17 protein-coding genes are annotated in these 24614 nt (G+C 60.0%); 10 read left to right on the top strand and 7 right to left on the bottom strand.

Annotated features, from left to right (window positions below):
- Window positions 1-44: 44 nt before the first annotated feature.
- Both Q0V31_RS07695 and gshB read right to left on the bottom strand, forming a co-directional pair.
- The gene (locus Q0V31_RS07695; protein ID WP_298186446.1) at window positions 45-941 is read right to left on the bottom strand and encodes an energy transducer TonB; all 897 of its coding nucleotides are present in this window, start codon (window positions 939-941) and stop codon (window positions 45-47) included.
- A gap of 56 nt (window positions 942-997) precedes the next feature.
- Window positions 998-1960, bottom strand: a complete 963-nt coding sequence (gene gshB / locus Q0V31_RS07700) for a glutathione synthase (protein WP_298186447.1) — start codon at window positions 1958-1960, stop codon at window positions 998-1000.
- Window positions 1961-2199: 239 nt separating this feature from the next.
- Between gshB and pilG the strand changes: the two genes are divergently transcribed.
- The 8 genes from pilG to Q0V31_RS07740 all read left to right on the top strand — a co-directional run bounded on the left by pilG (window position 2200) and on the right by Q0V31_RS07740 (window position 15424).
- Window positions 2200-2607, top strand: a complete 408-nt coding sequence (pilG, locus tag Q0V31_RS07705) for a twitching motility response regulator PilG (RefSeq protein WP_160012893.1) — start codon at window positions 2200-2202, stop codon at window positions 2605-2607.
- A gap of 47 nt (window positions 2608-2654) precedes the next feature.
- Window positions 2655-3020, top strand: a complete 366-nt coding sequence (gene pilH, locus Q0V31_RS07710) for a twitching motility response regulator PilH (RefSeq protein WP_090250086.1) — start codon at window positions 2655-2657, stop codon at window positions 3018-3020.
- Between the two features lie 44 nt (window positions 3021-3064).
- Window positions 3065-3601 carry a chemotaxis protein CheW gene (locus Q0V31_RS07715; protein WP_298186448.1) on the top strand — a complete coding sequence of 179 codons (537 nt, stop codon included), beginning with the start codon at window positions 3065-3067 and terminating at the stop codon, window positions 3599-3601.
- 84 nt (window positions 3602-3685) lie between these two features.
- A complete protein-coding gene (locus Q0V31_RS07720; RefSeq protein ID WP_298186449.1) occupies window positions 3686-5731 on the top strand; it encodes a methyl-accepting chemotaxis protein in 2046 nt (681 codons plus the stop codon).
- A 66-nt stretch (window positions 5732-5797) separates the two neighbouring features.
- Entirely contained in the window at window positions 5798-6655 is an 858-nt protein-coding gene (locus Q0V31_RS07725) for a protein-glutamate O-methyltransferase (RefSeq protein ID WP_298190949.1), read from the top strand.
- A 33-nt stretch (window positions 6656-6688) separates the two neighbouring features.
- Window positions 6689-13924: an Hpt domain-containing protein gene (locus tag Q0V31_RS07730; protein WP_298190961.1), complete on the top strand. Its 7236-nt coding sequence runs from the start codon at window positions 6689-6691 to the stop codon at window positions 13922-13924.
- Complete coding sequence (locus Q0V31_RS07735) at window positions 13921-14940, top strand: chemotaxis protein CheB (protein ID WP_298186451.1); 1020 nt, start codon at window positions 13921-13923, stop codon at window positions 14938-14940. The genes Q0V31_RS07730 and Q0V31_RS07735 overlap by 4 nt, the downstream gene beginning before the upstream one ends.
- 13 nt (window positions 14941-14953) lie before the next feature.
- Window positions 14954-15424, top strand: coding sequence for a chemotaxis protein CheW (locus Q0V31_RS07740; protein WP_298186453.1), 471 nt, complete (start codon window positions 14954-14956; stop codon window positions 15422-15424).
- A gap of 57 nt (window positions 15425-15481) precedes the next feature.
- Here Q0V31_RS07740 and Q0V31_RS07745 read toward each other — a convergent pair whose 3' ends face one another.
- A complete protein-coding gene (locus Q0V31_RS07745) occupies window positions 15482-16201 on the bottom strand; it encodes a 16S rRNA (uracil(1498)-N(3))-methyltransferase (RefSeq protein ID WP_298186455.1) in 720 nt (239 codons plus the stop codon).
- Between the two features lie 145 nt (window positions 16202-16346).
- Window positions 16347-17753 carry an adenosylmethionine--8-amino-7-oxononanoate transaminase gene (locus Q0V31_RS07750; protein ID WP_298186457.1) on the bottom strand — a complete coding sequence of 469 codons (1407 nt, stop codon included), beginning with the start codon at window positions 17751-17753 and terminating at the stop codon, window positions 16347-16349.
- A gap of 281 nt (window positions 17754-18034) precedes the next feature.
- Here Q0V31_RS07750 and Q0V31_RS07755 point away from each other — a divergent pair, with 281 nt between their 5' ends.
- Together Q0V31_RS07755 and Q0V31_RS07760 are read left to right on the top strand one after the other, a co-directional pair.
- Entirely contained in the window at window positions 18035-18580 is a 546-nt protein-coding gene (locus Q0V31_RS07755; RefSeq protein ID WP_298186459.1) for a cytochrome b, read from the top strand.
- 60 nt (window positions 18581-18640) lie between these two features.
- A complete protein-coding gene (locus Q0V31_RS07760) occupies window positions 18641-19219 on the top strand; it encodes a YceI family protein (RefSeq protein WP_298186462.1) in 579 nt (192 codons plus the stop codon).
- 120 nt (window positions 19220-19339) lie between these two features.
- Here the strand turns inward: Q0V31_RS07760 and Q0V31_RS07765 are convergent, their stop codons facing one another.
- The 3 genes from Q0V31_RS07765 to Q0V31_RS07775 all read right to left on the bottom strand — a co-directional run bounded on the left by Q0V31_RS07765 (window position 19340) and on the right by Q0V31_RS07775 (window position 24535).
- On the bottom strand, window positions 19340-21394 hold the full coding sequence (locus Q0V31_RS07765) for a bifunctional diguanylate cyclase/phosphodiesterase (RefSeq protein WP_298186463.1): 2055 nt from the start codon (window positions 21392-21394) through the stop codon (window positions 19340-19342).
- 318 nt (window positions 21395-21712) lie between these two features.
- Window positions 21713-23578, bottom strand: coding sequence for a DEAD/DEAH box helicase (locus Q0V31_RS07770; protein ID WP_298186465.1), 1866 nt, complete (start codon window positions 23576-23578; stop codon window positions 21713-21715).
- A gap of 177 nt (window positions 23579-23755) precedes the next feature.
- Window positions 23756-24535, bottom strand: coding sequence for a transporter substrate-binding domain-containing protein (locus Q0V31_RS07775; RefSeq protein WP_298186467.1), 780 nt, complete (start codon window positions 24533-24535; stop codon window positions 23756-23758).
- Between the last annotated feature and the right edge of the window lie 79 nt (window positions 24536-24614).

Genomic DNA, 24614 nt, shown 5'->3' on the forward strand with positions numbered 1-24614 from the left:
AAACTTTTGCCCCGGTTTGCGCTGGGCGATTTTTGTGGATTCGCTCAGTTGCTCGACAGGCGATCGCCGCGCGCGAAGCGCCAGGTGCGGATGATTTCCAGGCGGTCGACATCGGCCAGGTCGCCGGTGAACGGGGCGAACGGTGCTGCCAGGCGCACGATGCGCAACGCAGCTTGATCCAGCAGGCGCTGCCCGGAAGATTCCAGTACCTGTACTTCGTACAGCGTGCCATCGCGATTGATCGATACCAGCAGGCGCAGGTTGCCGTAGATGCCCTGGCGTCGCGCATCATCGGGGTAGTTGAGGTTGCCGACGCGCTCGACCTTTTTGCGCCATTCATCCTTGTACCAGGCACCCTTGTCGCGCATGGTCGAGGCGGCGCTGATGCGGTGAACTTTCGGCCGTTTGGCGTATTGCTGCACTTCTAGGGCCAGCTCGGCTTCCAGGCTGGCGATCTCCGCGGACAGTTGCGCGCTGTCGAACACCGGGGCTGGTCGGGTTTGCGGGGTGGGCTTGGCTTCTTCGCGCTTGACCGGAGTTTTCTGCTGCTGCGGAGCGCGAGTGGCGACCGCCGCTTTGGGGGCTTGCTGGCGTATGGCCGGCTGTTGCGGGGCAGCGGGTGGCGTTACGCGCTTGACTTCGCTGTCTTGAAACAGGGCCTGCTCAGTGGTTTTCGGCGCCGCTTTATGTTCCAGGGTGCCACTGCCTTGCTGATTGTCTTGGGCGAGAAAATCAGCCTGCTTGGGCTTTTCTTCACTTTTAAAGGTGGAGAGGGTGATTTCCAGGGTTTTGCTGATCTGGCTGGGCTCGGCCAGGGTAAAGCCCAGGCCGAGGATCAGGGCGGCATGCAACACGGCGGCGAGGAACAGGGTAAAGCCCAGGCGGTCCGCCGGCTTTACGCCGGCGCTGGAAAGTTCAGGTGGTTGGGCTGCTGCGTTCATCGCGTATCGGGTCTGCTCAGGTTGCTGCGCAGTCTGCCGAGGGTGCATGGAAAAGTCTATGAAGCACTGCGCGCATTGAGCTTCTCGGCAATTTTGTCCATCAGGCGCTCACCGATGCGCGTGTCAAAGGCTTCGTCGATCTCGCGGATGCAGGTCGGGCTGGTCACGTTGATCTCGGTCAGGTGCTCGCCGATTACATCCAGGCCAACAAACAGCAGGCCTTTCTCACGCAGGGTGGGGCCGACAGCGGCGGCGATTTCACGGTCGCGCTCGCTCAGCGGTCGGGCTTCACCGCGGCCACCTGCGGCAAGGTTGCCGCGCGTCTCGCCGGCAGCCGGAATACGCGCCAGGCAGTAGGGCACAGGTTCACCGTCGATCATCAGAATGCGCTTGTCGCCATCCTTGATCGCCGGCAGATAACCCTGGGCCATGATCTGTTGCTGGCCATGGTTGGTCAGGGTCTCGAGGATCACCGAAAGGTTGGGATCGCCCTCGCGATGACGAAATATCATCGATCCGCCCATACCATCGAGGGGTTTGAGAATGATGTCACGCTGCTCTTTGGCAAACTCGCGCAGAATGTCGGCTCTACGGCTGACCACGGTCGGCGGTGTGTATTGGCTGAACTGGGTGGCAAAGTACTTTTCATTACAGTCGCGCAGACTTTGCGGGCGGTTAACCACCAGTGTGCCGGCTTGCTCGGCTTGTTCCAGCAGGTAAGTGGAGTAGACGAACTCGTTATCGAAGGGTGGATCCTTGCGCATCAGGATCACATCCAGCTCGCTTAACGCAACATCCTGCTCACTGCCTAGCTCGAACCAGCGTTGTGGGTCGTTGAATACGTTAAGCTCTGAAAGCCGAGCGCGGGCTTCGCCCTTGGCTTGGTAAAGATCTTTCTGTTCCATATAAAAGAGGGACCAGCCGCGCGCTTGGGCGGCTAGCAACATGGCCAGCGAACTGTCCTTTTTGAAGGCGATTTGGGTGATGGGATCCATGACAATGCCGAGGCGGACGCTCATGGCGGTGTTCTCCGTAAAGTGGCAGTGATTAAAGTGTGCTGGGGCCAATATTGCGTCAGGGTGGCGCTGACATGTCAGGGGGTCAAGGAAAAACCTTGGCCCGCCCCGGCTTATAGATTGCATCTAGAGAGTGTGCTAAAAAGGCCCGACGATCGGGGGGTAGCCCGTCGGTGACAGGGCCTCAGACGCACTGATATAACGCAAAAATAACGACTCACCGAGGCGATGGTAGGGCAAACATGGAACAGCATTCCGAGGGCTTGAGGGTGATGGTGATCGACGACTCGAAAACGATTCGTCGTACCGCGGAAACCCTGCTGAAAAAGGTGGGCTGCGAGGTAATTACCGCAGTTGACGGCTTCGATGCCTTGGCAAAGATCGCTGATACCCATCCCAATATCATTTTTGTCGACATCATGATGCCGCGGCTCGATGGCTATCAAACCTGCGCCTTGATCAAGAACAACAGTGCTTTCAAATCCACTCCAGTGATCATGCTGTCTTCTAAAGACGGTTTGTTCGACAAAGCCAAGGGGCGCATCGTCGGCTCCGATCAATACCTGACCAAGCCCTTCAGCAAAGAAGAGTTGCTCGGTGCGATCAAAGCTCATGTGCCTGACTTTGTACCGGTGGAACAAGCGTCCTGACGCCCGGCTGAAAAGCGGCGCGTCTTTTTAAAGTATTAGGAAACACCATGGCTCGAATTCTGATTGTTGATGACTCGCCGACTGAGATGTACAAACTGACCGCCATGCTGGAAAAGCACGGTCATCAGGTACTCAAGGCGGAGAATGGCGCTGATGGCGTCGCCTTGGCGCGCCAGGAAAAGCCCGACGCGGTACTGATGGATATCGTCATGCCTGGCCTCAACGGCTTTCAGGCGACCCGTCAGCTCACCAAAGATGCGGACACCAGCCATATCCCGGTGATCATCGTCACCACCAAGGACCAGGAGACCGACAAGGTCTGGGGTAAACGCCAGGGCGCGAAGGATTACCTGACCAAGCCGGTTGATGAAGATACCCTGGTTAAAACCTTGAATGCGGTATTGGCCGGTTAACCCCGAGTCGGTCGGCAATTAAAAACAATAAGGCCGCAGCTGGCATGTCGGACGCGCAAACACCTTTTCAAACTCTCCTGGATATCGACACGCTGTGTCGTTCGCTGGCTGCTGGCTTGCCTTCACAGCAAGCAGTCGTGCAAACCTGGAGTGGTATCGGTTTTCGCATGGGCGAGCGCTTTTTCGTTGCCCCGATGGGCGAGGTTGGCGAGGTTCTGCATGAGCCGCGTTACACCTTGCTGCCCGGCGTGAAAAGCTGGGTTAAGGGCGTGGCCAACGTGCGCGGGCGTCTGCTGCCGGTTATGGATCTGTGCGGCTTCTTCGGCAATGAGTTGTCGCCGCTGCGCAAAAAGCGCCGAGTGTTGGTGGTCGACCACCAGGATGTCTTCGCTGGCCTTACGGTCGATGAAGTGTTCGGTATGCAGCACTTCCCTGTGGACACCTTCTCCGAGCAGCTACCGCCGCTCGAGGCGTCCATCACACCTTTTATCCACGGAGTATTTCAACGTGAACAGCCCTGGCTGGTGTTCAGCCCACACGCGCTGGCCCAGAACTCGGGTTTTCTCGACGTGGCGTATTAACAGTTTATCGGTGGGGTCGGGATTGCCGGCCTTTTGGCGTTACATGGGAACCGTAGTGCGGTCGGTCCAGGCGGGGGCCAGTAAATGAAAAAACTAAATGCAGGTAATTTGTTAGCAGGTACGCGTAGTAGCACCTTGATTGCGGGGCTGTTTATCGTCCTGATCGTTTCGATCGTGCTGCTGTTCGCCAACTTCGCCTACATCAACACCCAGTCCAACTATGACACGGAGTACATCGGCCACGCCGGTGAGCTGCGCGTACTGTCCCAGCGTATCGCCAAGAACTCCACCGAAGCGGCGGCCGGTACGCCTGAAGCGTTCGGTTTGCTGCGCGATGCACGTAACGACTTCCAGGCGCGCTGGGGCTATCTGACTGACGGTAACGAAGAGACCGGGCTGCCGGCTGCGCCAGAGTCCTTGCAGCCGCAGATTGCTGTTGTGCAGCAGGACTGGGATACGCTGCGGCAAAATACCGATGCCATTTTGGCTAACGAACAGACGGTGCTGTCGCTGCACCAAGTAGCTGCGACGTTGGCGGAAACCATTCCGCAGCTGCAGGTCGAGTACGAAGAGGTGGTCGATATTCTGCTGGAAAGCGGCGCTCCGGCGGTTCAGGTCTCGGTCGCCCAGCGTCAATCCTTGCTGGCAGAACGTATCCTAGGTTCGGTGAACAAGGTACTGGCCGGTGACCAGGACTCGGTTCAGGCTGCCGACATGTTTGGTCGCGATGCCAGCCTGTTCGGTCGCGTGCTGAGCGCGATGCTGGAAGGCAACGCCGCCATGGAAATCGCCCAGGTGAGCGATCCGGAAGCCCTGGAGCGTCTCGCTGAAATTTCCGAGTTGTTTGAGTTCGTCTCCGGCTCGGTGGACGAGATTCTCGAAACTTCGCCTGAGCTGTTCCAGGTGCGTGAGTCGGCCAACGTAATCTTTAGCGTATCCCAGACCCTGCTGGATAAGGCCTCTAATCTGGCCGCCGGCTTCGATGAGCAAGCCACCGGCCGTGCCATCAACACCCTGATCGGTTACGTGCTCGCTGCCCTGGCGCTGGGTTCAATCATCCTGATCGGTCTGGTGATGGTGCGCGAAACCAACAGTCGTTTGGCCTCCACCGCCGAGAAGAACGAACGTAACCAAACGGCGATTTTGCGACTGCTCGACGAGATTGCCGACCTCGCCGACGGTGACCTGACTGTAGCTGCGACGGTAACCGAAGACTTTACCGGCGCCATCGCTGACTCCATCAACTACTCCATTGACCAGCTGCGTGACCTGGTTGCCACGATTAACCTGACCGCCGTTCAGGTAGCCGGTGCGGCCCAGGAAACCCAGGCCACGGCGATGCACCTGGCTGAGGCTTCCGAGCACCAGGCGCAGGAAATTGCCGGCGCTTCGGCGGCGATTAACGAAATGGCCGTGTCGATTGACCAGGTATCGGCGAACGCCTCGGAGTCGTCCGCAGTAGCGGAACGTTCCGTAGCCATCGCCAACAAGGGTAACGAGGTCGTACACAACACCATCACCGGCATGGATAACATCCGTGAGCAGATCCAGGACACCTCGAAGCGAATCAAGCGCCTCGGTGAGTCGTCCCAGGAGATTGGTGACATTGTTAGTCTGATTAACGACATTGCCGACCAGACCAACATCCTCGCCCTGAACGCTGCGATCCAGGCCTCCATGGCCGGTGATGCCGGCCGAGGCTTCGCCGTGGTAGCGGACGAAGTACAGCGCCTCGCAGAGCGCTCTTCCGCTGCAACCAAGCAGATCGAGGCGCTGGTTAAGACGATTCAGACCGACACCAACGAAGCCGTTATCTCGATGGAGCAAACCACCTCCGAAGTGGTACGCGGTGCACGTCTGGCGCAGGACGCCGGGGTCGCACTGGAGGAGATCGAGAAGGTATCCAAGACCCTTGCGGCCTTGATTCAGAACATCTCCAACGCTGCTCGTCAGCAGGCCTCTTCGGCGGGTCACATTTCCAACACGATGAACGTGATCCAGGAAATTACCTCGCAAACCTCGTCCGGTACCACCGCAACCGCTAAGAGCATTGGTAACTTGGCCAAGATGGCCAGTGAGATGCGTAAGTCGGTATCCGGCTTTACCTTGCCGGATGGGGAGCAGGCCTAACATCGCCGTTGCGGCTGGCCGAGAGGCTGGCTGCAAATGACTATGGTCTTAAGCGAGGGGCACGACATGCAGTCAGGCGTCTGGGCCTTGCAACCTTTGGCAGACATGTCAGCCACGGAGTTTCGTGACTGGCAGGTGCTGCTTGAAGAGCGCACTGGGGTCGTTCTCAATGAGCAGCGCCGGGCGTTTTTGCAAACCAATCTGAGTGCGCGCATGCGCGAGCTGGGCGTGTTGGACTACGCCACGTATTACCGGCAGGTAACCGATGGCCCCCGAGGTGCTGTGGAGTGGTCGACCCTGCTGGATCGGCTGACTGTTCAGGAAACCCGGTTTTTCCGCCATCGCCCATCCTTCGATGTACTCGAGAGTTACTTGAGTGAGCGGTTGCAGCAGGGCATGACGAAGCCTTGGGAGCTGTGGAGCGTAGGTTGTGCCAGCGGCGAAGAACCGTATTCGCTCGCTATCAGTGCTGCCGAAGTGTTGCGTGACAGTGAGTTTCCGGAGCATTTCGGGGTAACAGGTACCGATATCAGCCTGAACGCTTTGAGTAAGGCGCGTGATGGCCAGTATGGCGCGCGCCGACTGGAACAGTTAGATGCCGATTTGTGCCAGCGCTATTTCCTGGCCCAGGCCGATGGACGCTTCAAAGTGGTGTCGGATTTAGCCGCGCGTGTCTGTTGCGCCCGGCTCAATGTGTTGGAGTTGGCCAAGGCACCTATGTCCGGAATGGACGTTATTTTTTGTCAGAACTTGTTGATCTATTTTCGTCGCTGGCGTCGCCGCGAGATCCTCAACCGCCTGGCCGAGCGCCTGGTGCCCGGAGGATTGCTGGTGGTAGGAGTGGGCGAAGTAGCAGGTTGGCAGCATCCGGACTTGATTCCGGTGGCCGACGAACGAGTGCTGGCGTTTACCCGCAAGGGATAAGGCAGAAGAGCCAAGTTTATGAGTGGAGTGGCTATGGGTGATCGGCACGATTATGTCGCCCTGGAATGGGTTAAGGGCGAGATCGCGGAAACCCTGAAGCAGGCGCGTCAGGCCTTGGAGGCGTTCGTTGAGAACCCCCAGGACGCTACGCGTATGCGTTTCTGCCAGACCTATGTGCACCAGGTACTGGGCACCTTGCAGATGGTCGAGTTTTTCGGCGCGGCACTGCTGGCTGAGGAAATGGAGCAGCTGGCCGGTGCGCTGATCGACGGCCGGGTGAGCAATCAGGGTGAAGCCCTGGAAGTGCTGATGCAGTCGATTCTGCAGCTGCCGGTTTACCTCGACCGTATCCAAACTGCCCGCCGCGACTTGCCGATGGTCGTGCTGCCACTGCTCAACGATCTGCGCTCTGCACGCGGGGAAAAACTACTTTCGGAAACTAGCCTGTTTGCCCCGGATATGTCCGGGCGCAACGCCGCGCTGTCCAATGAGTCTATCGCGCAGCTAAGTACTGCTGAGCTGCCAGGGCTGCTGCGTAAGCTGCGGCAGATGCTGCAGATGGCTTTGGTTGGGGTGCTGCGCAATCAAGACCTGCCGACCAACCTGGGCTATATGGCACGAGTCTTCGCGCGCCTGGAAAATCTGTGTAAGGACTCGCCTCTTGGTCCGCTTTGGCAAATCGCCTCGGGTGTGGTCGAAGGCCTGGCCAATGGCAGCGTGGCCAACGGCTCGTCGGTGCGTACGCTGTTGCGTCAGGTGGATAAAGAACTCAAGCGCCTGCTTGAACAGGGTGCCGATGGCCTGAATCAGCCGGCGCCCGATGAGTTGAGCAAGAACCTGTTGTTCTATGTGGCGAAATCCACGGCCCAGTCGCCGCGGGTGCGCAGCCTCAAAGAGCAATACCGCCTCAACGATGCGCTGCCGGATAACGATGTTGTCGACGAAGAACGTGCCCGCCTGGCTGGCCCCGACCGCGACGCCATGCGCTCGGTGGTTGCCGCGCTCTGTGAAGAGTTGGTTCGTGTCAAAGACAGCCTTGATCTATTTGTACGCAGCGACCGCACACAGGTTGCTGACCTGGACGCGCTTGCCGCGCCACTGAAGCAGATTGCCGACACCCTGGCGGTGCTGGGCTTTGCCCAGCCGCGCAAAGTCATCGTCGACCAACTCGATGTGATCAACGGTCTGGCGAAGGGCCAGGGCGAACCCAGCGATGCGGTACTGATGGATGTCGCCGGTGCTCTGCTGTATGTCGAGGCTACCCTGGCTGGCATGGTGGGTCCCGCGCAGGATGACAGCCGCGAAGAAAGCCATCTGCCGACCACCGACGTGGCGCAGATTCACCAGTTGGTGATCAAAGAAGCGCGTAATGGCCTGGAGCAGGCCAAAGACGCAATCATCGAATTTATTGCCTCGCAGTGGAATCACGAGCACCTGGCCCGTGTGCCTGAGTTACTGACTCAGGTGCGTGGCGGCCTGGCAATGATTCCGCTGCAGCGCGCCGCCGACCTGCTCAACGCGTGCAACCGCTATATCCAGGAACAACTGCTGGCGCGCAAGGCTGTACCTAACTGGCAGCACCTCGACACCCTGGCGGACGCCATCACCAGCGTGGAGTACTACCTTGAGCGTTTGACTGAGGACCATGCGAGCCAGGGCGACATGATTCTCGATGTGGCCGAGGAAAGCCTGGAAAGCCTGGGCTATCCGCTGAAAGAAAAGCCGTCGATTCTTGACCGTATTGAGCCGCCAGCAGAGACCTTCGCGCCATTGGCCGATCCGCTGGACGATATGGAAGTACTGAGTGCCGAACCAGAGCCTGCGGACGAAATCGAGCTGAGTCTCGAGCCGCTGCTCGACGAGCCACTTAACCTGGAGCTGGCGGAAGATTTGAGCGCCGAGTTTGCCGATCTGGATTCGTCCGAGGTGCAAGCACCGTCGGCTGGGCCTGAGCTGATCGATTTCACGAGTGACCTAAGCGAAGCCGAGCCATTGCCACTGGCCGACATGCAGCAGGAACCGCTGGTTGCCGACGAAGAGCTGCAACTCAGCAGCTTTGAGCTGGATGAAAGCGGCAGCCCTGTGCATTGGGATGAAGACGAGCTGGCCGCGCTTGAGCTGCCCGAGGTTGACCTGCCAAGTGCGCCGCTAACTGCAGAGCTGGCGCAGCCTGACGCCGAGAAGACTGTGTCGATGGCCGATGTTATGGCCGCGCCAGTGCAGGCGATCAATCCTCCCGCGCACGATGTTCCACCAAGCCTGCTACCGCCACCGGCCGATGAAGAGCCGATTGATGAAGAGCTCATGGAGGTCTTTATCGAGGAGGTGGGCGAAGTCCTCGAAACCATCGCGGAGTATTTCCCGCAGTGGTGCGCTGACACGGACAACAAAGATGCCCTGAGCGAAATCCGCCGCGCCTTCCACACCCTCAAGGGCAGTGGGCGGATGGTTCGCGCCTTGGTAATCGGTGAGTTGGGCTGGTCAATTGAAAACCTGCTCAACCGCGTGCTCGATCGCAGCATTCAGCCCGCTGCCGAGGTGCAGCAGGTGATCGCCGATGTGGTCGCCCTGATGCCGGCGCTGGTCGATGAATTTGCCAATAAGGCGCAGCGCCAGCGTGATGATGTCGATCTTCTGGCTGCGACGGCCCACGCCCTGGCCAAAGGTCGAAGCCTCCCAAAACCTGAAGCCCCGGTTGAGCAGGTAGCTGAACCCGAGGGTCTGCCAACTGCTACCGCCGAGAGCCACAACGACGAAGGCCTGGATCCGCAGTTACTGGAAATCTTCCGTAACGAAGCGGAGATGCACCTCGATACACTGGTCAGCTTCCTGGCTGACTGTGCCCAGGAATTGCCGCAGCCTGTTACCGATGACCTGCAGCGGGCCTTGCACACCCTCAAAGGCAGCGCCTCGATGGCAGGCATTCTGCCGGTAGCTGAAATTGCCTCGCCCTTGGAGAAACTGGTTAAGGAATTCAAAGCCAACCTGATCCCCATGGATCTGGCAGAGGCGGAGTTGCTAAGCAGTGCCGAGAAACTATTCCGCCTCGGCCTTGAGCAGCTGGAAAGTCAGCCACTGGGCGTGCTGCCAGGTGCCGCCGAGTTTCTTGAGCGCGTGCAGAAATTGCATGGCGAGCGGCTCGAGCATGCAGAAAACAGCCGTGAGAACGGGCAGGGTGAAAAGCGCGATCCGCAGATGATCAGCATCTTCCTGGCCGAAGGCATGGATATTCTGCTGGATGCCGAAGCGCTGCTGCGCGGTTGGCGCGAGCACCCGACCGAGCGCCAGGAACTCAACTCCCTGCTGGACGAGTTGACCACCCTCGGCCGCGGCGCCGAGATGGCCGAGTTGCCGCAGATCGACGAACTCTGCGAAGCCTTACTCGACCTCTATGGTGCGGTTGAAGAGGGCCGGCTGGCGGTGAGCGAGCGCTTCTTCAGCGAAGCCGAACAGGCTCACGAAGCCCTGATTGGCATGATGGATCAGGTCGCCGCTGGCCTTCAGGTCAGCGCTGCTCCTGAGCGCGTGAACGCACTGCGCAGCTTGCAGATGGAAGCGCTGGACCCTAATACCCTGTCGCTGCTGTCCAACGACGGCGCATCTGGTATCGAGATTGTCGAGCTGGCTGATGCCACTGCTGCGCTTGACGCACTCAGCCAGGATGACGCGCAGGTCGAAGCCGCCAGCGAAGCGCCGCCTGCTTCGCTCTACGAGTCGCTCGATGAGGAAATGGTGTCGATCTTCCTCGAAGAGGCGGTCGATATCCTGGAAAGTGCCGGCCAGGCGCTGGATCGCTGGGTGGCCGACCCGGATAACAAAGCCGCACTGTCATCGTTGCAGCGTGATCTGCACACCCTCAAGGGTGGCGCGCGTATGGCCGAAATTCGCCCGATTGGCGACCTCGCCCATGAACTCGAATCATTATACGAAGGCCTGGTGGATCGCCGTTACAGCGCCTCGCCAGGCTTGGCGACGCTGTTGCAGCAAAGCCATGACAGCCTGGCGCAACTGCTGGAGAAGTTGCAGGCGCGCGCCATGATGCACGCCCCGCAAGCGTTGATTGACGCCATTCGCAGTTTCCGCCAAAGCGGTGGGCAAAACTTGCCGTTAAGCACCGCGACCCCAGAGCCTGTTGCCGAAGCCGAAGCCGAAGCCGAAGCCGAAGCCGAAGCCGAAGCCGAAGCCGAAGCCGAAGCCGAAGCCGAAGCCGAAGTCGTGCCAATGTTCGAGTTACTCGATTTGGCAGAGCCTGAGCCTGCGGTAGACCAAGAAGTCGAGGTTTCTGTCCTTGCAGATGGGGCGCAGGAGCCGCTGGAAGACGAAGCGCTCGAACTGTCGGTTGTTGAATGTGACGAGCCCTCTCTGGCTGAGCCTGCACCTGCAGCCGAGATCCAGCGTCCAGACGCCCCAGACAGTAAACCCGAGCCGGCTGCTGCGGCTGGGGGGCTTGATGAGGAGCGCGATCAGGAGCTGGTGGAGATTTTCCTTGAGGAAGGTTTCGACATCATCGACAGCGCCGGTGCGGCGCTGCAACGCTGGATGGACGACGTCAATAACAGCCTCGAACTGGAATCGCTGCAGCGTGATTTGCACACCCTCAAGGGTGGCGCACGTATGGCCGAAATTCGCGAGATTGGTGATCTGGCGCACGAACTGGAGTTCCTCTACGAAGGCCTCGGCGATGGCCGTTTGCGCGCCAGCCCAGACCTGTTCGGCCTGCTCCAGACCTGTCACGACAGCCTGGCGGAGATGCTGGAGGCCGTTCGCGACAAGCGCGGCGTGCCGAGCGGCGATGCGCTGATCGCAACCATCAAGGGTTTTCGCGCTAACCCGGATGAGCAGCTGAGCATGCCTTCGGCGGTTGCCCTTAAGGCCGCCGACGCTCAGCCCGATGAAGGCGAGACGGATATCCTCGATATCTTCCTCGAAGAGGCTGACGACCTGCTGGAGGCCATGGAGGTTGCGATCGGCCGTTGGGAGGCTGATCGTGAAGACGGCAGCGCCATCGACGATATGCTGCGCATCCTGCATACCCTTAAGGGGGGCGCGCGTCTGGCTGGGCAGAAGCGACTGGGCGACCAGAGCCATGACCTCGAGCAGCACCTGACTGAAGCTCAAGCCCAAGGCGCGCCTTGGCCGCAGAGTGTGTTTGTCGATGTGCAGTCGGGCTTTGAAGGGTTGCAGCAAGAGCTCGACGTGCTGCGTCAGCGTCTGCACGACAGCCTGGTCGACGAGGCGACGGCTACGCCAGCGCTTACGCCCGCTGCCGAGCACGCCGCGCGTATGCCAGAGCTGAGTTCGCCGATCGTCGCGGCCAGTGCCATGCCGGCGCAGGAGCTGATGGCCAAGGTCTTGCCGTTCGTTAGACGCGCCGAAGAGGCGGCGCAGGAAGCCGCTTCGCGCCGTGCGCCGCAGGAGCTGGTCAAGGTGCCTGCCGAATTGCTCGAGGGCCTGGTTAACCTGGCCGGTGAGACCTCGATTTTCCGTGGCCGTGTCGAACAACAGGTGAGTGACTTTGGTTTCACCCTGAGTGAGATGGAAGCCACCATCGACCGCGTGCGTGATCAGCTGCGCCGCCTCGATACCGAAACCCAAGCGCAGATTCTTAGCCGCATCGAGGCGGAAGCCGAGCGTATGGGGTATGAAGACTTCGACCCCTTGGAGATGGACCGTCATTCACAGTTGCAGCAGCTGTCGCGCGCACTGTTCGAATCCGCCTCCGACCTGCTCGATCTAAAGGAAACCCTGGCCGCGCGTAACCGCGATGCGGAAACCCTGCTGCTGCAACAGGCGCGGGTCAACTCCGAGCTGCAGGAAGGTCTGATGCGTACGCGCATGGTGCCATTTGACCGCCTGGTGCCGCGCCTGCGCCGCATCGTGCGGCAGATTTCCGCTGAGCTGGGCAAGCAAGTCGAGTTTGTCGTCGGCAACGCCGATGGCGAGATGGACCGTACCGTACTCGAACGTATCGTCGCGCCGCTGGAGCACATGCTGCGTAACGCCGTCGACCACGGCATCGAAGCGGTCGAGGTGCGCCGTGCGGCCGGTAAGCCGGAGCAGGGCAGCATTCGCCTGGCGCTCGGTCGCGAGGGTGGCGATATCGTCATGACGCTGGCGGACGACGGCGGCGGCATCCGTCTGGAGGCGGTCAAACGCAAAGCCATTGAGCGCGGCCTGATGGACGCCGATTCCGACCTGACTGACTACGAAGTGCTGCAGTTTATTCTTGAAGCCGGCTTCTCTACGGCTGAGAAAATCACGCAGATTTCCGGTCGTGGTGTGGGCATGGACGTGGTGCATTCGGAAGTGAAGCAGCTCGGTGGCTCGATGAGCATCGAGTCGCTGCCGGGTACCGGCACTACCTTCACCATTCGCCTGCCGTTCACCGTGTCGGTCAACCGTGCGCTGATGGTGCTCTCCGGTGAAGACTTGTACGCCATTCCGTTGAACACCATCGAAGGTATCGTGCGGGTATCGCCGTATGAGCTTGAGGCCTATTACGCGCCGGATGCGCCGCGCTTTGAGTACGCCGGGCAGAGCTATGAGCTGCGCTACCTGGGTGACCTGTTGAACAACGGTCAGCAGCCCAAGCTGGTCGGGCAGAGCCTGCCGCTACCGGTGATTCTGGTGCGCTCCAAGGAGCACGCCGTGGCCGTGCAGGTCGACTCCCTGGCCGGCTCACGCGAGATCGTGGTGAAGAGCCTTGGCCCGCAGTTCGCTGGTGTGCACGGGATCTCCGGTGCAACCATTCTCGGTGACGGCCGCGTGGTGGTAATTCTTGATCTGCTGGCGACTATTCGGGTGTTGCACGCGCATCTGCTTACCCAGTTGCAGCCGCGCCAGCTTAAACAATCAGCCAGCGCCGCCGAGATTGAGGCGGATCGGCCGACCCTGGTCATGGTGGTCGATGATTCGGTCACCGTGCGCAAGGTCACCAGTCGCCTGCTGGAACGTAACGGGATGAACGTATTGACCGCCAAAGACGGCGTCGATGCCATCTCCCAGCTGCAGGAGCGCAAGCCCGACATCATGCTGCTGGATATTGAAATGCCGCGTATGGATGGTTTCGAAGTGGCAACCCTGGTGCGCCACGATGATGGCCTGAAAGACCTGCCGATCATCATGATCACCTCGCGTACCGGTGAGAAGCACCGTGAGCGGGCCATGAGTATCGGTGTCAACGAGTACCTGGGTAAGCCTTATCAGGAGACCTTGTTGCTCGAGACTATTCAGCAACTGGTGGGTCGCCACCCGGTAAACCGCACATGAGTGAGAAAACTGCAGCCCGCATTGCGGTGATTGCCGACACCTCATTGCAGCGTCATGTGCTGCAGCAAGCGCTGACGGGCAGTGGCTATAAGGTGGTGATGAACAGCGACCCGGCACGCCTTGACCAGGAAACCCTGAGCGCTTGCGAGACTGATTTGTGGCTGGTTGATCTGGCCCAGTCGGATGACTCGCCGCTGATTGATAACCTGATGGAAAATGCCCTAGTACCCGTGTTGTTTGGCGAAGGCCACGCGCCTGAGCGTCACTCGGAGAACTACCCACGCTGGGAGCGGCGACTGTTTGGCAAGCTGAAGAAGCTGGTCGGCGACCCGTCGCAAGCCGTAGGTCAGAGCCTGGAAGCCTTGCTGGCAGACGCGCAGCGGCCGTCGCGTCTGGATTTGCCGGCCGTGCTAGCGGATACCCCGCTGGTTGCAGGGGAGCCGGCCCGCCAAGTCTGGTTGTTGGCGGCTTCCTTGGGGGGGCCGGCGGCGGTGAAGGCTTTTCTCGATGCCTTGCCCGGTGGTTTGCCGGTGGGCTTTGTCTACGCCCAGCATATTGATGCCAGTTTTGAGAGCACGCTGCCGCAGGCGGTGGGCCGCCACAGCCAATGGCATGTCAATCTGGCGCGCCACGGTGATGCGTTGCGCTGTGGTGAAGTGGTGGTGGTGCCGATCAGTCACGAGCTGGGCTTCGACGATCAAGGCCAGATGCACATAGCCGAACGCGGTTGGCCGGAACCCTACAGCCCGTCGATTGATCAGATGATGCTCAACCTGGCCCAGCATTTCGGCGCGCTGAGCGGCGTCATTGCCTTCAGCGGTATGGGCAGCGACGGCAGTGCAGCGGCCGCTTATGTGCTCCGCCAGGGAGGCCTGATCTGGACCCAGCGCGGCGACAGCTGCGCGTGCCCGAGCATGCCAGACAGTCTGCGTGAAGCGGGCTACAGCAGCTACAGCGGTGACCCACGCGAGCTGGCCACCGCCCTGGTCAACCACTTGGCCGAGCAGTGCCGTTAATTAGGATATTTTCATGAGCCAAGCCGTTGCCACGCAGAACAGCGTTACTAGCCTGACCGGCCTGTTGATGCCGTTGACTGACCGTACTCTGTTATTGCCCAACGTGGCGGTCGCCGAGCTGATTCCTTACCGTGCGCCGCAGGCCAGTGAAGGCATGCCTAACTGGTTTCTCGGGCAGATTGCCTGGCGTGATCTACGCCTGCCGCTGTTGTCGTTCGAGGCGGCTTCGGATGGCCAGGCGACGGTCAGCTCTGGCTCTCGGGTGGCGGTGATCAATGCCTTGGGCGGGCGTCCAGCGGTCAAATTTATTGCCGTGCTGGTGCAAGGTATTCCACGCTCGATCAAGGTCGGCGCCGAGCTGGTGCGTGCTGATGTCGGGTTGTCGCCACTGGAGCTGGATGCGGTGCAATTTGGCGAAGCCGTGTTGAAGATTCCGGATCTGCTTGGCTTGGAGCAGAAACTGGCGGACGCCGGACTGATCTAACCATCAGGAAAACAAAAAGCCCGCTTCTGCGGGCTTTTTACTGGGCTGGTAGGGCTGTCAGAAATCGCCCCACAGCTGCTGAGCGACACTCAACGCCACCACCGGCGCGGTTTCGGTGCGCAACACTCGCGGGCCGAGGCGTGCGGCATGGAAGTCGTGCTGCTTGGCCAGAGCCACTTCATTGTCGCTGAGGCCGCCCTCCGGGCCGATCAAGAAGGCCAGGGACTTAGGCTGCGGGTGGCTGGCCCAGGGCTCGGCAACCGGGTGCAATACCAGCTTCAATTCGGCGCTAGTCTGCAGCAGCCACTCATTGAGGCTGATCGGCGGATAAATGATCGGCAGCACCGAGCGCCCACATTGCTCACAGGCGCTGATAGCTACTTGCCGCCAGTGCGCCATGCGCTTGTCGGCGCGCTCATCTTTGAGGCGTACTTCGCAGCGCTCGCTGACAATCAGGCTGATCTCGTTAGCCCCCAATTCGGTGGCTTTCTGAATCGCCCAGTCCATCCGCTCACCGCGCGACAGGCCCTGGCCGAGATGAATCTGCAAGGGTGATTGAGCCTGGCCGGTGAAGGTTTCGCGCAACTCGACGCGCACGTTCTTCTTGCCCACTTCAATCAACTCGCCCAGGTACTCCTGGCCACTGCCATCGAACAGTTGCACCGGGTCGCCTACGGCATGGCGCAGCACGCGGCCGATGTAGTGGGCCTGGGCTTCCGGCAGCTCGTGCTGGCCGAGGGACAGGGGGGCATCGATAAAGAATCGGGATAGGCGCATAAGACGTGAACCTAGAGTAAAGGCGCGAATTCTAGCCTTAGGTCGCGCGGTGCGCATGGATATCCGTAGGGTGGAAGCCGCTCTTTAATCCACCACGCGACCGCAACGGTGGATGGCTAAAGCGCCATCCACCCTACTGCTGGATTTAGCCCGGGTCGCGAAAGCCGGGGTAATTGCTATTGCCCATTGCCACGCTGACCGAGGTGCGGGTGGCGATGTCGATGCCTTCAGTGGCCACCTCGGCGAGGAAGTCGATCTGTTCGGGAGTGATTACGTAGGGTGGCAGGAAGTACACCACGCTGCCCAGCGGGCGCAGCAGCGCACCACGCTCAAGGGCATGCTGGAACACCTTGAGGCCGCGGCGTTCCTGCCAGGGGTAAGCGGTTTTGCTGGCTTTGTCCTGCACCATCTCGATGGCCAGGGCCATACCGGTCTGGCGTACTTCGGCGACATGCGGGTGATCGGCCAGATGCGCCGTGGCGCTGGCCATGCGCGCGGCCAAAGCTTTGTTGGCTTCGATCACGTTGTCCTGCTCGAAGATGTCCAGAGTCGCCAGGGCCGCCGCGCAGGCCAGCGGGTTGCCGGTGTAGCTGTGCGAATGCAGGAAGGCGCGCAGGGTCGAGTAATCGTCATAGAACGCCTGGTACACCTCATCAGTGGTCACGCACGCGGCCAGCGGCAGGTAGCCGCCGGTGAGGGCTTTTGACAGGCAGAGGAAGTCCGGGCGGATGCCGGCCTGTTCGCAGGCGAACATCGTCCCGGTGCGGCCGAAGCCCACGGCGATTTCGTCGTGGATCAGGTGCACGCCGTAGCGGTCGCATGCTTCACGCAGCAGCTTGAGGTAGATCGGGTGGTACATGCGCATGCCGCCAGCGCCCTGAATCAGCGGCTCGACTATCACCGCGGCAACCTCATGGCCGTGCTCGGCGAGGGTCTGCTCCATATGGGCGAACATGACCCGCGAGTGGGCTTCCCAGCTCACGCCTTCGGGGCGGTGGTAACAGTCCGGGCTGGGCACCTTGATGGTGTCGAGCAGCAGCGCCTTGTAGGTGTCGGTAAACAGCGCGACATCGCCCACCGACATCGCCGCGATGGTTTCGCCGTGGTAGCTGTTGCTTAGGGTGACGAAGCGCTTCTTCGCCGGTTTACCGACGTTGAGCCAGTAGTGAAAGCTCATCTTCAGCGCGACTTCGATGCACGAAGAGCCATTGTCGGCGTAGAACACCCGGTCGAGGCCTGCCGGGGTCATCTTGACCAGGCGCTCGGACAGTTCGATCACCGGTTGATGGCTAAAGCCGGCAAGAATCACGTGCTCCAGCTGGTCGACCTGGTCCTTGATGCGCTGGTTGATGCGCGGGTTGGCGTGACCGAACACGTTGACCCACCAGGAGCTGACGGCGTCGATATAGCGCTTGCCGTCGAAGTCTTCCAGCCAAACGCCTTCGCCGCGCTTGATTGGCACCAGAGGTAACTGCTCGTGATCCTTCATTTGCGTGCAGGGGTGCCACAGCACCTTCAGGTCACGTTGCATCCACTGGTCATTCAGGCTCATCGTTTACTCATCCCTCGACACTTAATCATCAGCAGCAAGCCTATCAGAAGCACTGGCACGATTGCCCTAGTCGCCTGCTGATCCGTTCTAGATTGAGCTGTATAGCTGGGCCAGTAGAACTTTGCCGAGCGCCGCTAGACTAATGTGCTTAAGCAAATGGGCTGGATAAAACATCGTATTTCTCGATATTTCAAAGCGAAAAAATCCGCTTTTTGTCGATGGGTTTGTTGATAGTCTTGCTCGATTGATAGTGCTAACCCTTATTTCTTGGAACGTTTGCAATGCAATGGCGCAATAGCTCTTCTCACTACGGCCTGGTCAGCATCCTGATGCACTGGCTGGTGGCCGTGGCCGTGTTCGGTTTGTTTGCCTTGGGTTACTGGATGGTCGGGTTGGACTATTACAGTGGCTGGTACAAGACTGCGCCGGACCTGCACAAGAGCATCGGCCTGCTGCTCTTTGCGCTGATGTTGGGGCGGGTGGTGTGGCGCTGGTTCAGCCCGCCACCGGCCAGCTTGCCGAACCACGGACGGATCACTCGCCTGGCCAGCAAGTTAGGCCATAGCTTTCTGTACCTTGGGCTGTTTGTGCTGATGATCACCGGTTATCTGATCTCCACTGCCGATGGCCGTGGTATCGAAGTGTTTGGTCTGTTCGAGGTGCCGGCGACCCTGACCAGCATCCCAGACCAGGAAGATATCGCCGGGCTGGTACATGAATACCTGGCCTGGGCGCTGGTGATTTTCGCCGGTATCCATGCATTGGCGGCGCTGAAGCACCACTTTATTGATCGCGACCGGACGCTTGTACGCATGTTCGGCCGCTAGTTGCGTTTGTTGTTTACGGGGCCGGGTTGGCCCCATCCCATACTCACAAGGAGCATGCCCATGTTGAAGAAAACCCTCGTAGCCCTGGCATTTGGTGGCGCACTGATGGGTGCCGGTCAGGCGATGGCCGCCGATTACGCCATCGACAAGCAAGGCCAGCACGCCTTCGTCAACTTCAAGATCAGCCACCTGGGCTACAGCTGGCTGTATGGCACATTCAAGGATTTCGATGGCAGCTTCAGCTTTGATGCCGCCAAGCCGCAGGACAGCAAGGTCAACGTCACGTTGAACACCAGCAGCGTTGACACCAACCATGCCGAGCGCGACAAGCACCTGCGCAGTGATGATTTCCTCAACGTCGGCGAGCACCCAACCGCGACCTTCGCCTCGACGGCGGTAAAATCCACGGGTGAAGGCACTGCCGATATCACCGGTGACCTGACCCTCAATGGCGTGACCAAGCCAGTGGTGATTGCCGCCAAGTTCATCGGTGAAGGCAAGGACCCATGGGGCGGCTATCGCGCTGGTTTTGAGGGCAGCACCACATTGAAGCTGAAAGACTTCGACATCCAGAAAGACCTCGGTCCGACTTCCCAGGAAGTTGAGCTGATCATCTCGGTTGAAGGTGTGCGCCAGTAAGCCATCGCTGTTGCAGAGGTTGCAGTAACAAAAACGCCGCCCCAGTGGGCGGCGTTTTTGTTGTCTGTGCATATTCCGCGCTTTTCCAGGCAGCGGTTACTTCGCGGAGCTGTTAACTGCTCATCCGCTCACTGGGAGGTTTTTGATCAAAAGCTCCGCAGGCATAGGTTTGCCCAGTAAATAGCCCTGTAACGTATGGCAGCCCAGGCGAGTCAGCAGCGCCTGCTGCTCGGCGGTCTCCACGCCCTCGGCGACAATCTTCATCCCGAGCGTTTGGCCCAGTGCGACTATCGCCGAGACGATCGCTGCGTCGTCATTGTCCTTGGTGAGTTCGGTGACGAAGCCGCGGTCGATTTTCAACTCATTGGCGGGCAAGCGTTTTAGGTAAAGCAGGCTGGAGTAGCCCGTGCCGAAGTCGTCAATGGAAATACCGAGCCCCAGTTCTGACAGGCGTTGCAGGATCACCAGACTGCTCTCGGCATCGCGCATGGCAGTTGACTCTGTGATCTCAAGCGTCAGGTGGCGGGCATCAAGTGAGTGGCGCTGCAGAGCTTCGCGTACAACATTCACCAGGCTTGCATGGCCCAGTTGAACGGTGGACAGATTGACGGCAATGCTCCAGTTCTCATGACCTGCGTCGTGCCACGCGCGGAGTTGTCGGCAGGCCTCGTTGATGACCCAGTTGCCAATGGGAATAATCAAGCCGGATCGTTCCGCGAGGGGGAGAAAGCGATCCGGCGGAACCAGGCCCAGCACCGGATTCTGCCAACGCAACAAGGCCTCGACGCCAATCATCGGCCCGTTGGGCGCGAGCATTTTGGGTTGGTAGTGTAGGGTGAATTCGCCCTGATTCAGCGCCTTGTGCAGGTCTTGTTGCAGTTGCATCTGCTGATGGGCGTTGGTGTTCATTGTGCTTTCAAAGAACGCATAGCCATTACGCCCCAGTTCCTTGGCGTGATACATCGCGGCATCTGCATTGACCATAAGCTCGTGCGCGGTAAGCCCATCATTAGGGTACAGCGCGATACCCACACTCGCGGATACATGCATGTTATTGCCGGCGATAGCGTAGCTTTTACCAATGCTGTCGATTAACCGTTGCGCCAGCACCGCGGCGTCCACGGGTTCGCCTGGATCAATCAGCAGGACAAATTCGTCACCACCCAAGCGGGCGACGGTGTCCTCGTTGCGCTTGGTATTTAATATCCGTTGCGACACTTCGATCAGGAGCAGGTCGCCGGTGTGGTGCCCATACACATCGTTGATGGTTTTAAACCCATCCAGATCCATAAAGAGCACAGCAAATTGGCGCTTCTCGCGCGCGGATTTATAAATCGCCTGCTCCAGTCGGTCATCGAAAAGGACGCGGTTAGGTAGCTTGGTCAAGCTATCGCGTAAGGCAAGCTGAAGCAGTTCGCTGTTCGCCTGATCGAGTGAGGTTGCTATCACGCGGGTGCGTACATCCAGCATGGAAACAATTAAGGCAATGGCGAAAACCGCCAGGCTCACGACAATCACCAATACCGCCAGCCACTTGGTGTCGATGCCGCTGTTGGCAGCCCCACAGAAGCTGCCTTCAGGAAACTGCGCAGCCGCCATTCCGGTGTAATGCATGCCGACGATGGCGCAGTCCATTACGAGCGATGCTCCGATGCGGGCGTAGGTCGCGTTTTTTGAGCCGCCGCGCAGGCGGAAGGCGAGCCACAGCGCCGCACCTGATGCAAGAATTGCGATGACAACGGACAGGGCAACTACCCAGGGAATGTAGATGACGCTAGGTGTCATCAGCATGGCCGCCATGCCGGTGTAGTGCATGGCGGCAATCCCGGAGCCCATCAGCAGGCCACCCAGGCCCAGTCGCATCCACGGTAGATCCTTCTGACACACTAGCCAAAGGGCAAAGGCTGAAGACGCGATGGCCATTAACAGTGAAAGCAGGGTGAGCGGTATGTCATAGCCCAGTGGAATGGGAAGGTTGAAGGCAAGCATGCCAATAAAGTGCATCGACCAGATGCCGAAGCCCATAGCGAATGATCCGCCAGTCAGCCATAGCGCGGATGCTCTTCCCGTCGACTCGGATACGCGACTCGCCATGTTCAGTGCTGTGTAGGAGGCGAGAATAGCCACAATCAGTGAGGATGTTACGAGTACGCTGCTATAACTGCTGAGAAGCATGAAACCTACCTTTGTACGGGCTCGGTGCTGTTTGGGGTGGATGTTAGGGGGGGGCACTATAACGCCATGCATAAGCAGAGAAACGCTGTTATTGCCTGCCGGGTGCATTCAGCTTGCGAGCTCGGCGCATGACTAGAAACCAGCTGTGCCCTGTGGGCCGCGACTCGTCGGAGCGAGCCCGCTCTTCCTGAGACGTGCGTTTGCGCTTAGTTCTTTATGGCGCTGTAGGTGGTGCCTTAAGCCTAAGCAGGAAAGATGGTGCTCATCAGGAGCAAAAACGCCGCCCAATGGGCGGCGTTTTCGTGTGCGGCTAGCTGACTATGACTCTTCGCGGTTACGCGTCAGCAGGGCCGGCTTTTCGCCACGCGGGCGTGCGCTCGCCAGCTCGTCTAGCTGCTCGGCCGTCGGCAGACGATCCAGACGTGAGCCTTTGTGCACGATCACCGGCTGCTTGTCGCGCGGGCTTTTCACGGCCGCTTCCGCGCGTGGCAGCTCATCGCGGTTCAGCGAGGTGGTACGGGTGTCGCGTGGCGGCCGTGCACGGCCGGAGCCATTACGACCTTGACCACCTGAACCCGCGCCCTGGCGACGGCCTTGCGCGCCAGCGCCCGCATTTGCCCCGCCGCCATTGCTGCGTGGCTTATTGGCTGGGCGAGCACCTTGACCGACACCATTGCTGGCGCTCGGACCGGAAGCAGGCGCACCGGGCCGACGGCCACGGTTCTGCTGCTTGTTCTGGTTCGGGCTTACATAGTCGGCACGGTTGCCGAAATTATCGATTTCATCATCGCGGAATTCGTCCGGCGCACGGTCTGGAGGCAGTGTGGGCACGGCCGGCGTGCTCGCACGGGGCGCTGACGGGCTGCGTGGCTGTTGGCTGCGGCCGCCCTGGGGCTTGCTGCGGCTGTTGTCACGGCTGCTGTCCTTGCCTTTGTCTTTACGCCCGCCGCCATGGCGTTCGCCTTCTGGCTTGGCCCCGCGTGGTTGGCGTGGCTTCTGCGGCTCACGCACTTCCGGGCGCTCGGCCTCAACGGTGCTGGCATCAAAACCGAGCAGGTCGCCGTCGGCGATTTTCTGCTTGGTCATGCGCTCAATGCCTTTGAGCAGCTTTTCTTCATCCGGGGCGACCATGGAGATGGCCTCGCCACTGCGTCCGGCACGGCCGGTGCGGCCAATGCGGTGCACATAGTCTTCTTCGATATTCGGCAGCTCGAAGTTGACCACATGCGGCAGCTGGTCGATATCCAGACCGCGCGCGGCGATATCGGTGGCGACCAGAATGCGCACCTTGTTCGCTTTGAAGTCAGCCAGGGCTTTGGTGCGCGCGTTCTGGCTCTTGTTGCCGTGAATCGCTACGGCCGGCAGGTTGTGTTTGTCGAGGTATTCGGCCAGACGGTTGGCACCGTGCTTGGTGCGGGTGAATACCAGCACCTGTTCCCAAGCACCGGCGGTAACCAGGTGGGCGAGCAGGGCGCGCTTGTGGCTGGCCTGGACGCGGAATACGCGCTGCTCGATACGCTCGACCGTGGTGTTCGGCGGCGTGACTTCGATGCGTTCCGGGTTGTGCAGCAGCTTGCCGGCCAGGTCGGTGATGTCCTTCGAGAAGGTCGCCGAAAACAGCAGGTTCTGGCGCTTGGTCGGCAGCTTGGCGAGGACCTTTTTCACGTCATGGATAAAGCCCATGTCGAGCATGCGGTCGGCTTCGTCGAGCACGAGGATTTCCACGTGCGACAGGTCGATGGCGCGCTGGTTAGCCAGGTCGAGCAGGCGTCCGGGGCAAGCCACCAGTACGTCGACGCCTTTGGCCAGGGCCTGGACCTGCGGGTTCATGCCAACGCCGCCGAAGATGCAGGCGCTGACGAATTTCAAATCACGGGCATACAGCTTGAAGCTGTCATGCACCTGAGCGGCCAGTTCGCGGGTCGGTGTCAGCACCAGCACGCGCGGTTGTTTCGGGCCGTGTCGCTGTTCGCGATCCGGGTGACCGTTGGGGAACAGTCGTTCGAGGATCGGCAGGGCAAAACCGCCTGTCTTACCTGTACCCGTCTGGGCGGCAACCATCAGGTCGCGACCTTGCAACGCGGCGGGGATGGCCCGCTGTTGCACCGGAGTGGGTTGGGTGTAGCCGGCGGATTCGACCGCACGGACTAAAGCCTCGGAGAGACCGAGGGAGGCAAAGGACATGTGTAATCCTGTCTAGTGAGGGCGTTGCCCTATGGGGTGTATTGCCTGGCTTGAATCACGCTTGGGGGGCGTAATCCCGTCCGGTACTACTGGCCTCTGGGGGCTAGCATCCGGGCGCAAGCCTGGCGGGAAGGCCCGAGTATAACAGAGCTGGGTTGATCTGCAGCATTGGCCTGCTTAACGGGCGGTGGCGCTGCCAGTCGCGTGAGTCATTGCGCGTGGTTCATAGCGGGCGCTGAGGGTGGCATAGGCCGGCTCACGTTTAAAGCGGCGCAGTTCGTTGCTGAAGCGCTGGGCGAGCGTTTCCAGGCCGGCGCTGCGGCGTAGGCCCAGATACAGCTGGTCGCGGCTAATCACCTGAGGGTGGTGGCTAATGTCAGCCTGGATGCCCATCTGCTTGATAAGGAAGGTGCCGCCGCGCCTGTCGTTGATCACCAGGTCGACACGGTCGCGCAACAGCTTGCCGAGGTTGGCGCTATGGCTGGGGGCGGCTTCGCGGGTGAATAGGGTGGAGTCGCGAAACTGCCGGTTGGCATACCAGTAACCGGCGGATACCCCGACTTTCAGGCCTCGCAGGTCTGGTAACTGGCGAAATGGGTAAGGCCTGGCGTTAGCGTAGAACAGCACGAACTCGATCTGCGACATGGGCTCGTCGGGGTAGATCATGCTGACTTCGCGTTCGGGGGTGCGGAATATATCCAGAATGGCGTCGGCCTGCCCTAGTTCAATCGCCATTAGGCAACGTTTCCATGGCAGGAGTTGCCATTCGACCTCTACGCCCAGGCGTTGCAGGACGATTTGGGCCGCCTCGTAGTCGCGGCCTTTTAGCGTGTCTTGTTCTTCATAAATGTAGGGAGCCCAGCTTTCACTGACGATACGCAGCGTCTGGGCTTGAGCGCAGAGGCTCAGGCCCAGCAGGCATAGTGCGGCGATGATCGGTTGTAGGAAGGCTGGCATAGGGCCAGAGTATCGACTTGGCTCGACTCTGAGTAGAGGGCTTGGCCGAATGATTGTTCTTCAGGTGATAGTCGCCAAC

Source organism: uncultured Pseudomonas sp., from assembly GCF_943846705.1.
In the GTDB taxonomy this organism is placed as follows: Bacteria; Pseudomonadota; Gammaproteobacteria; order Pseudomonadales; family Pseudomonadaceae; genus Aquipseudomonas.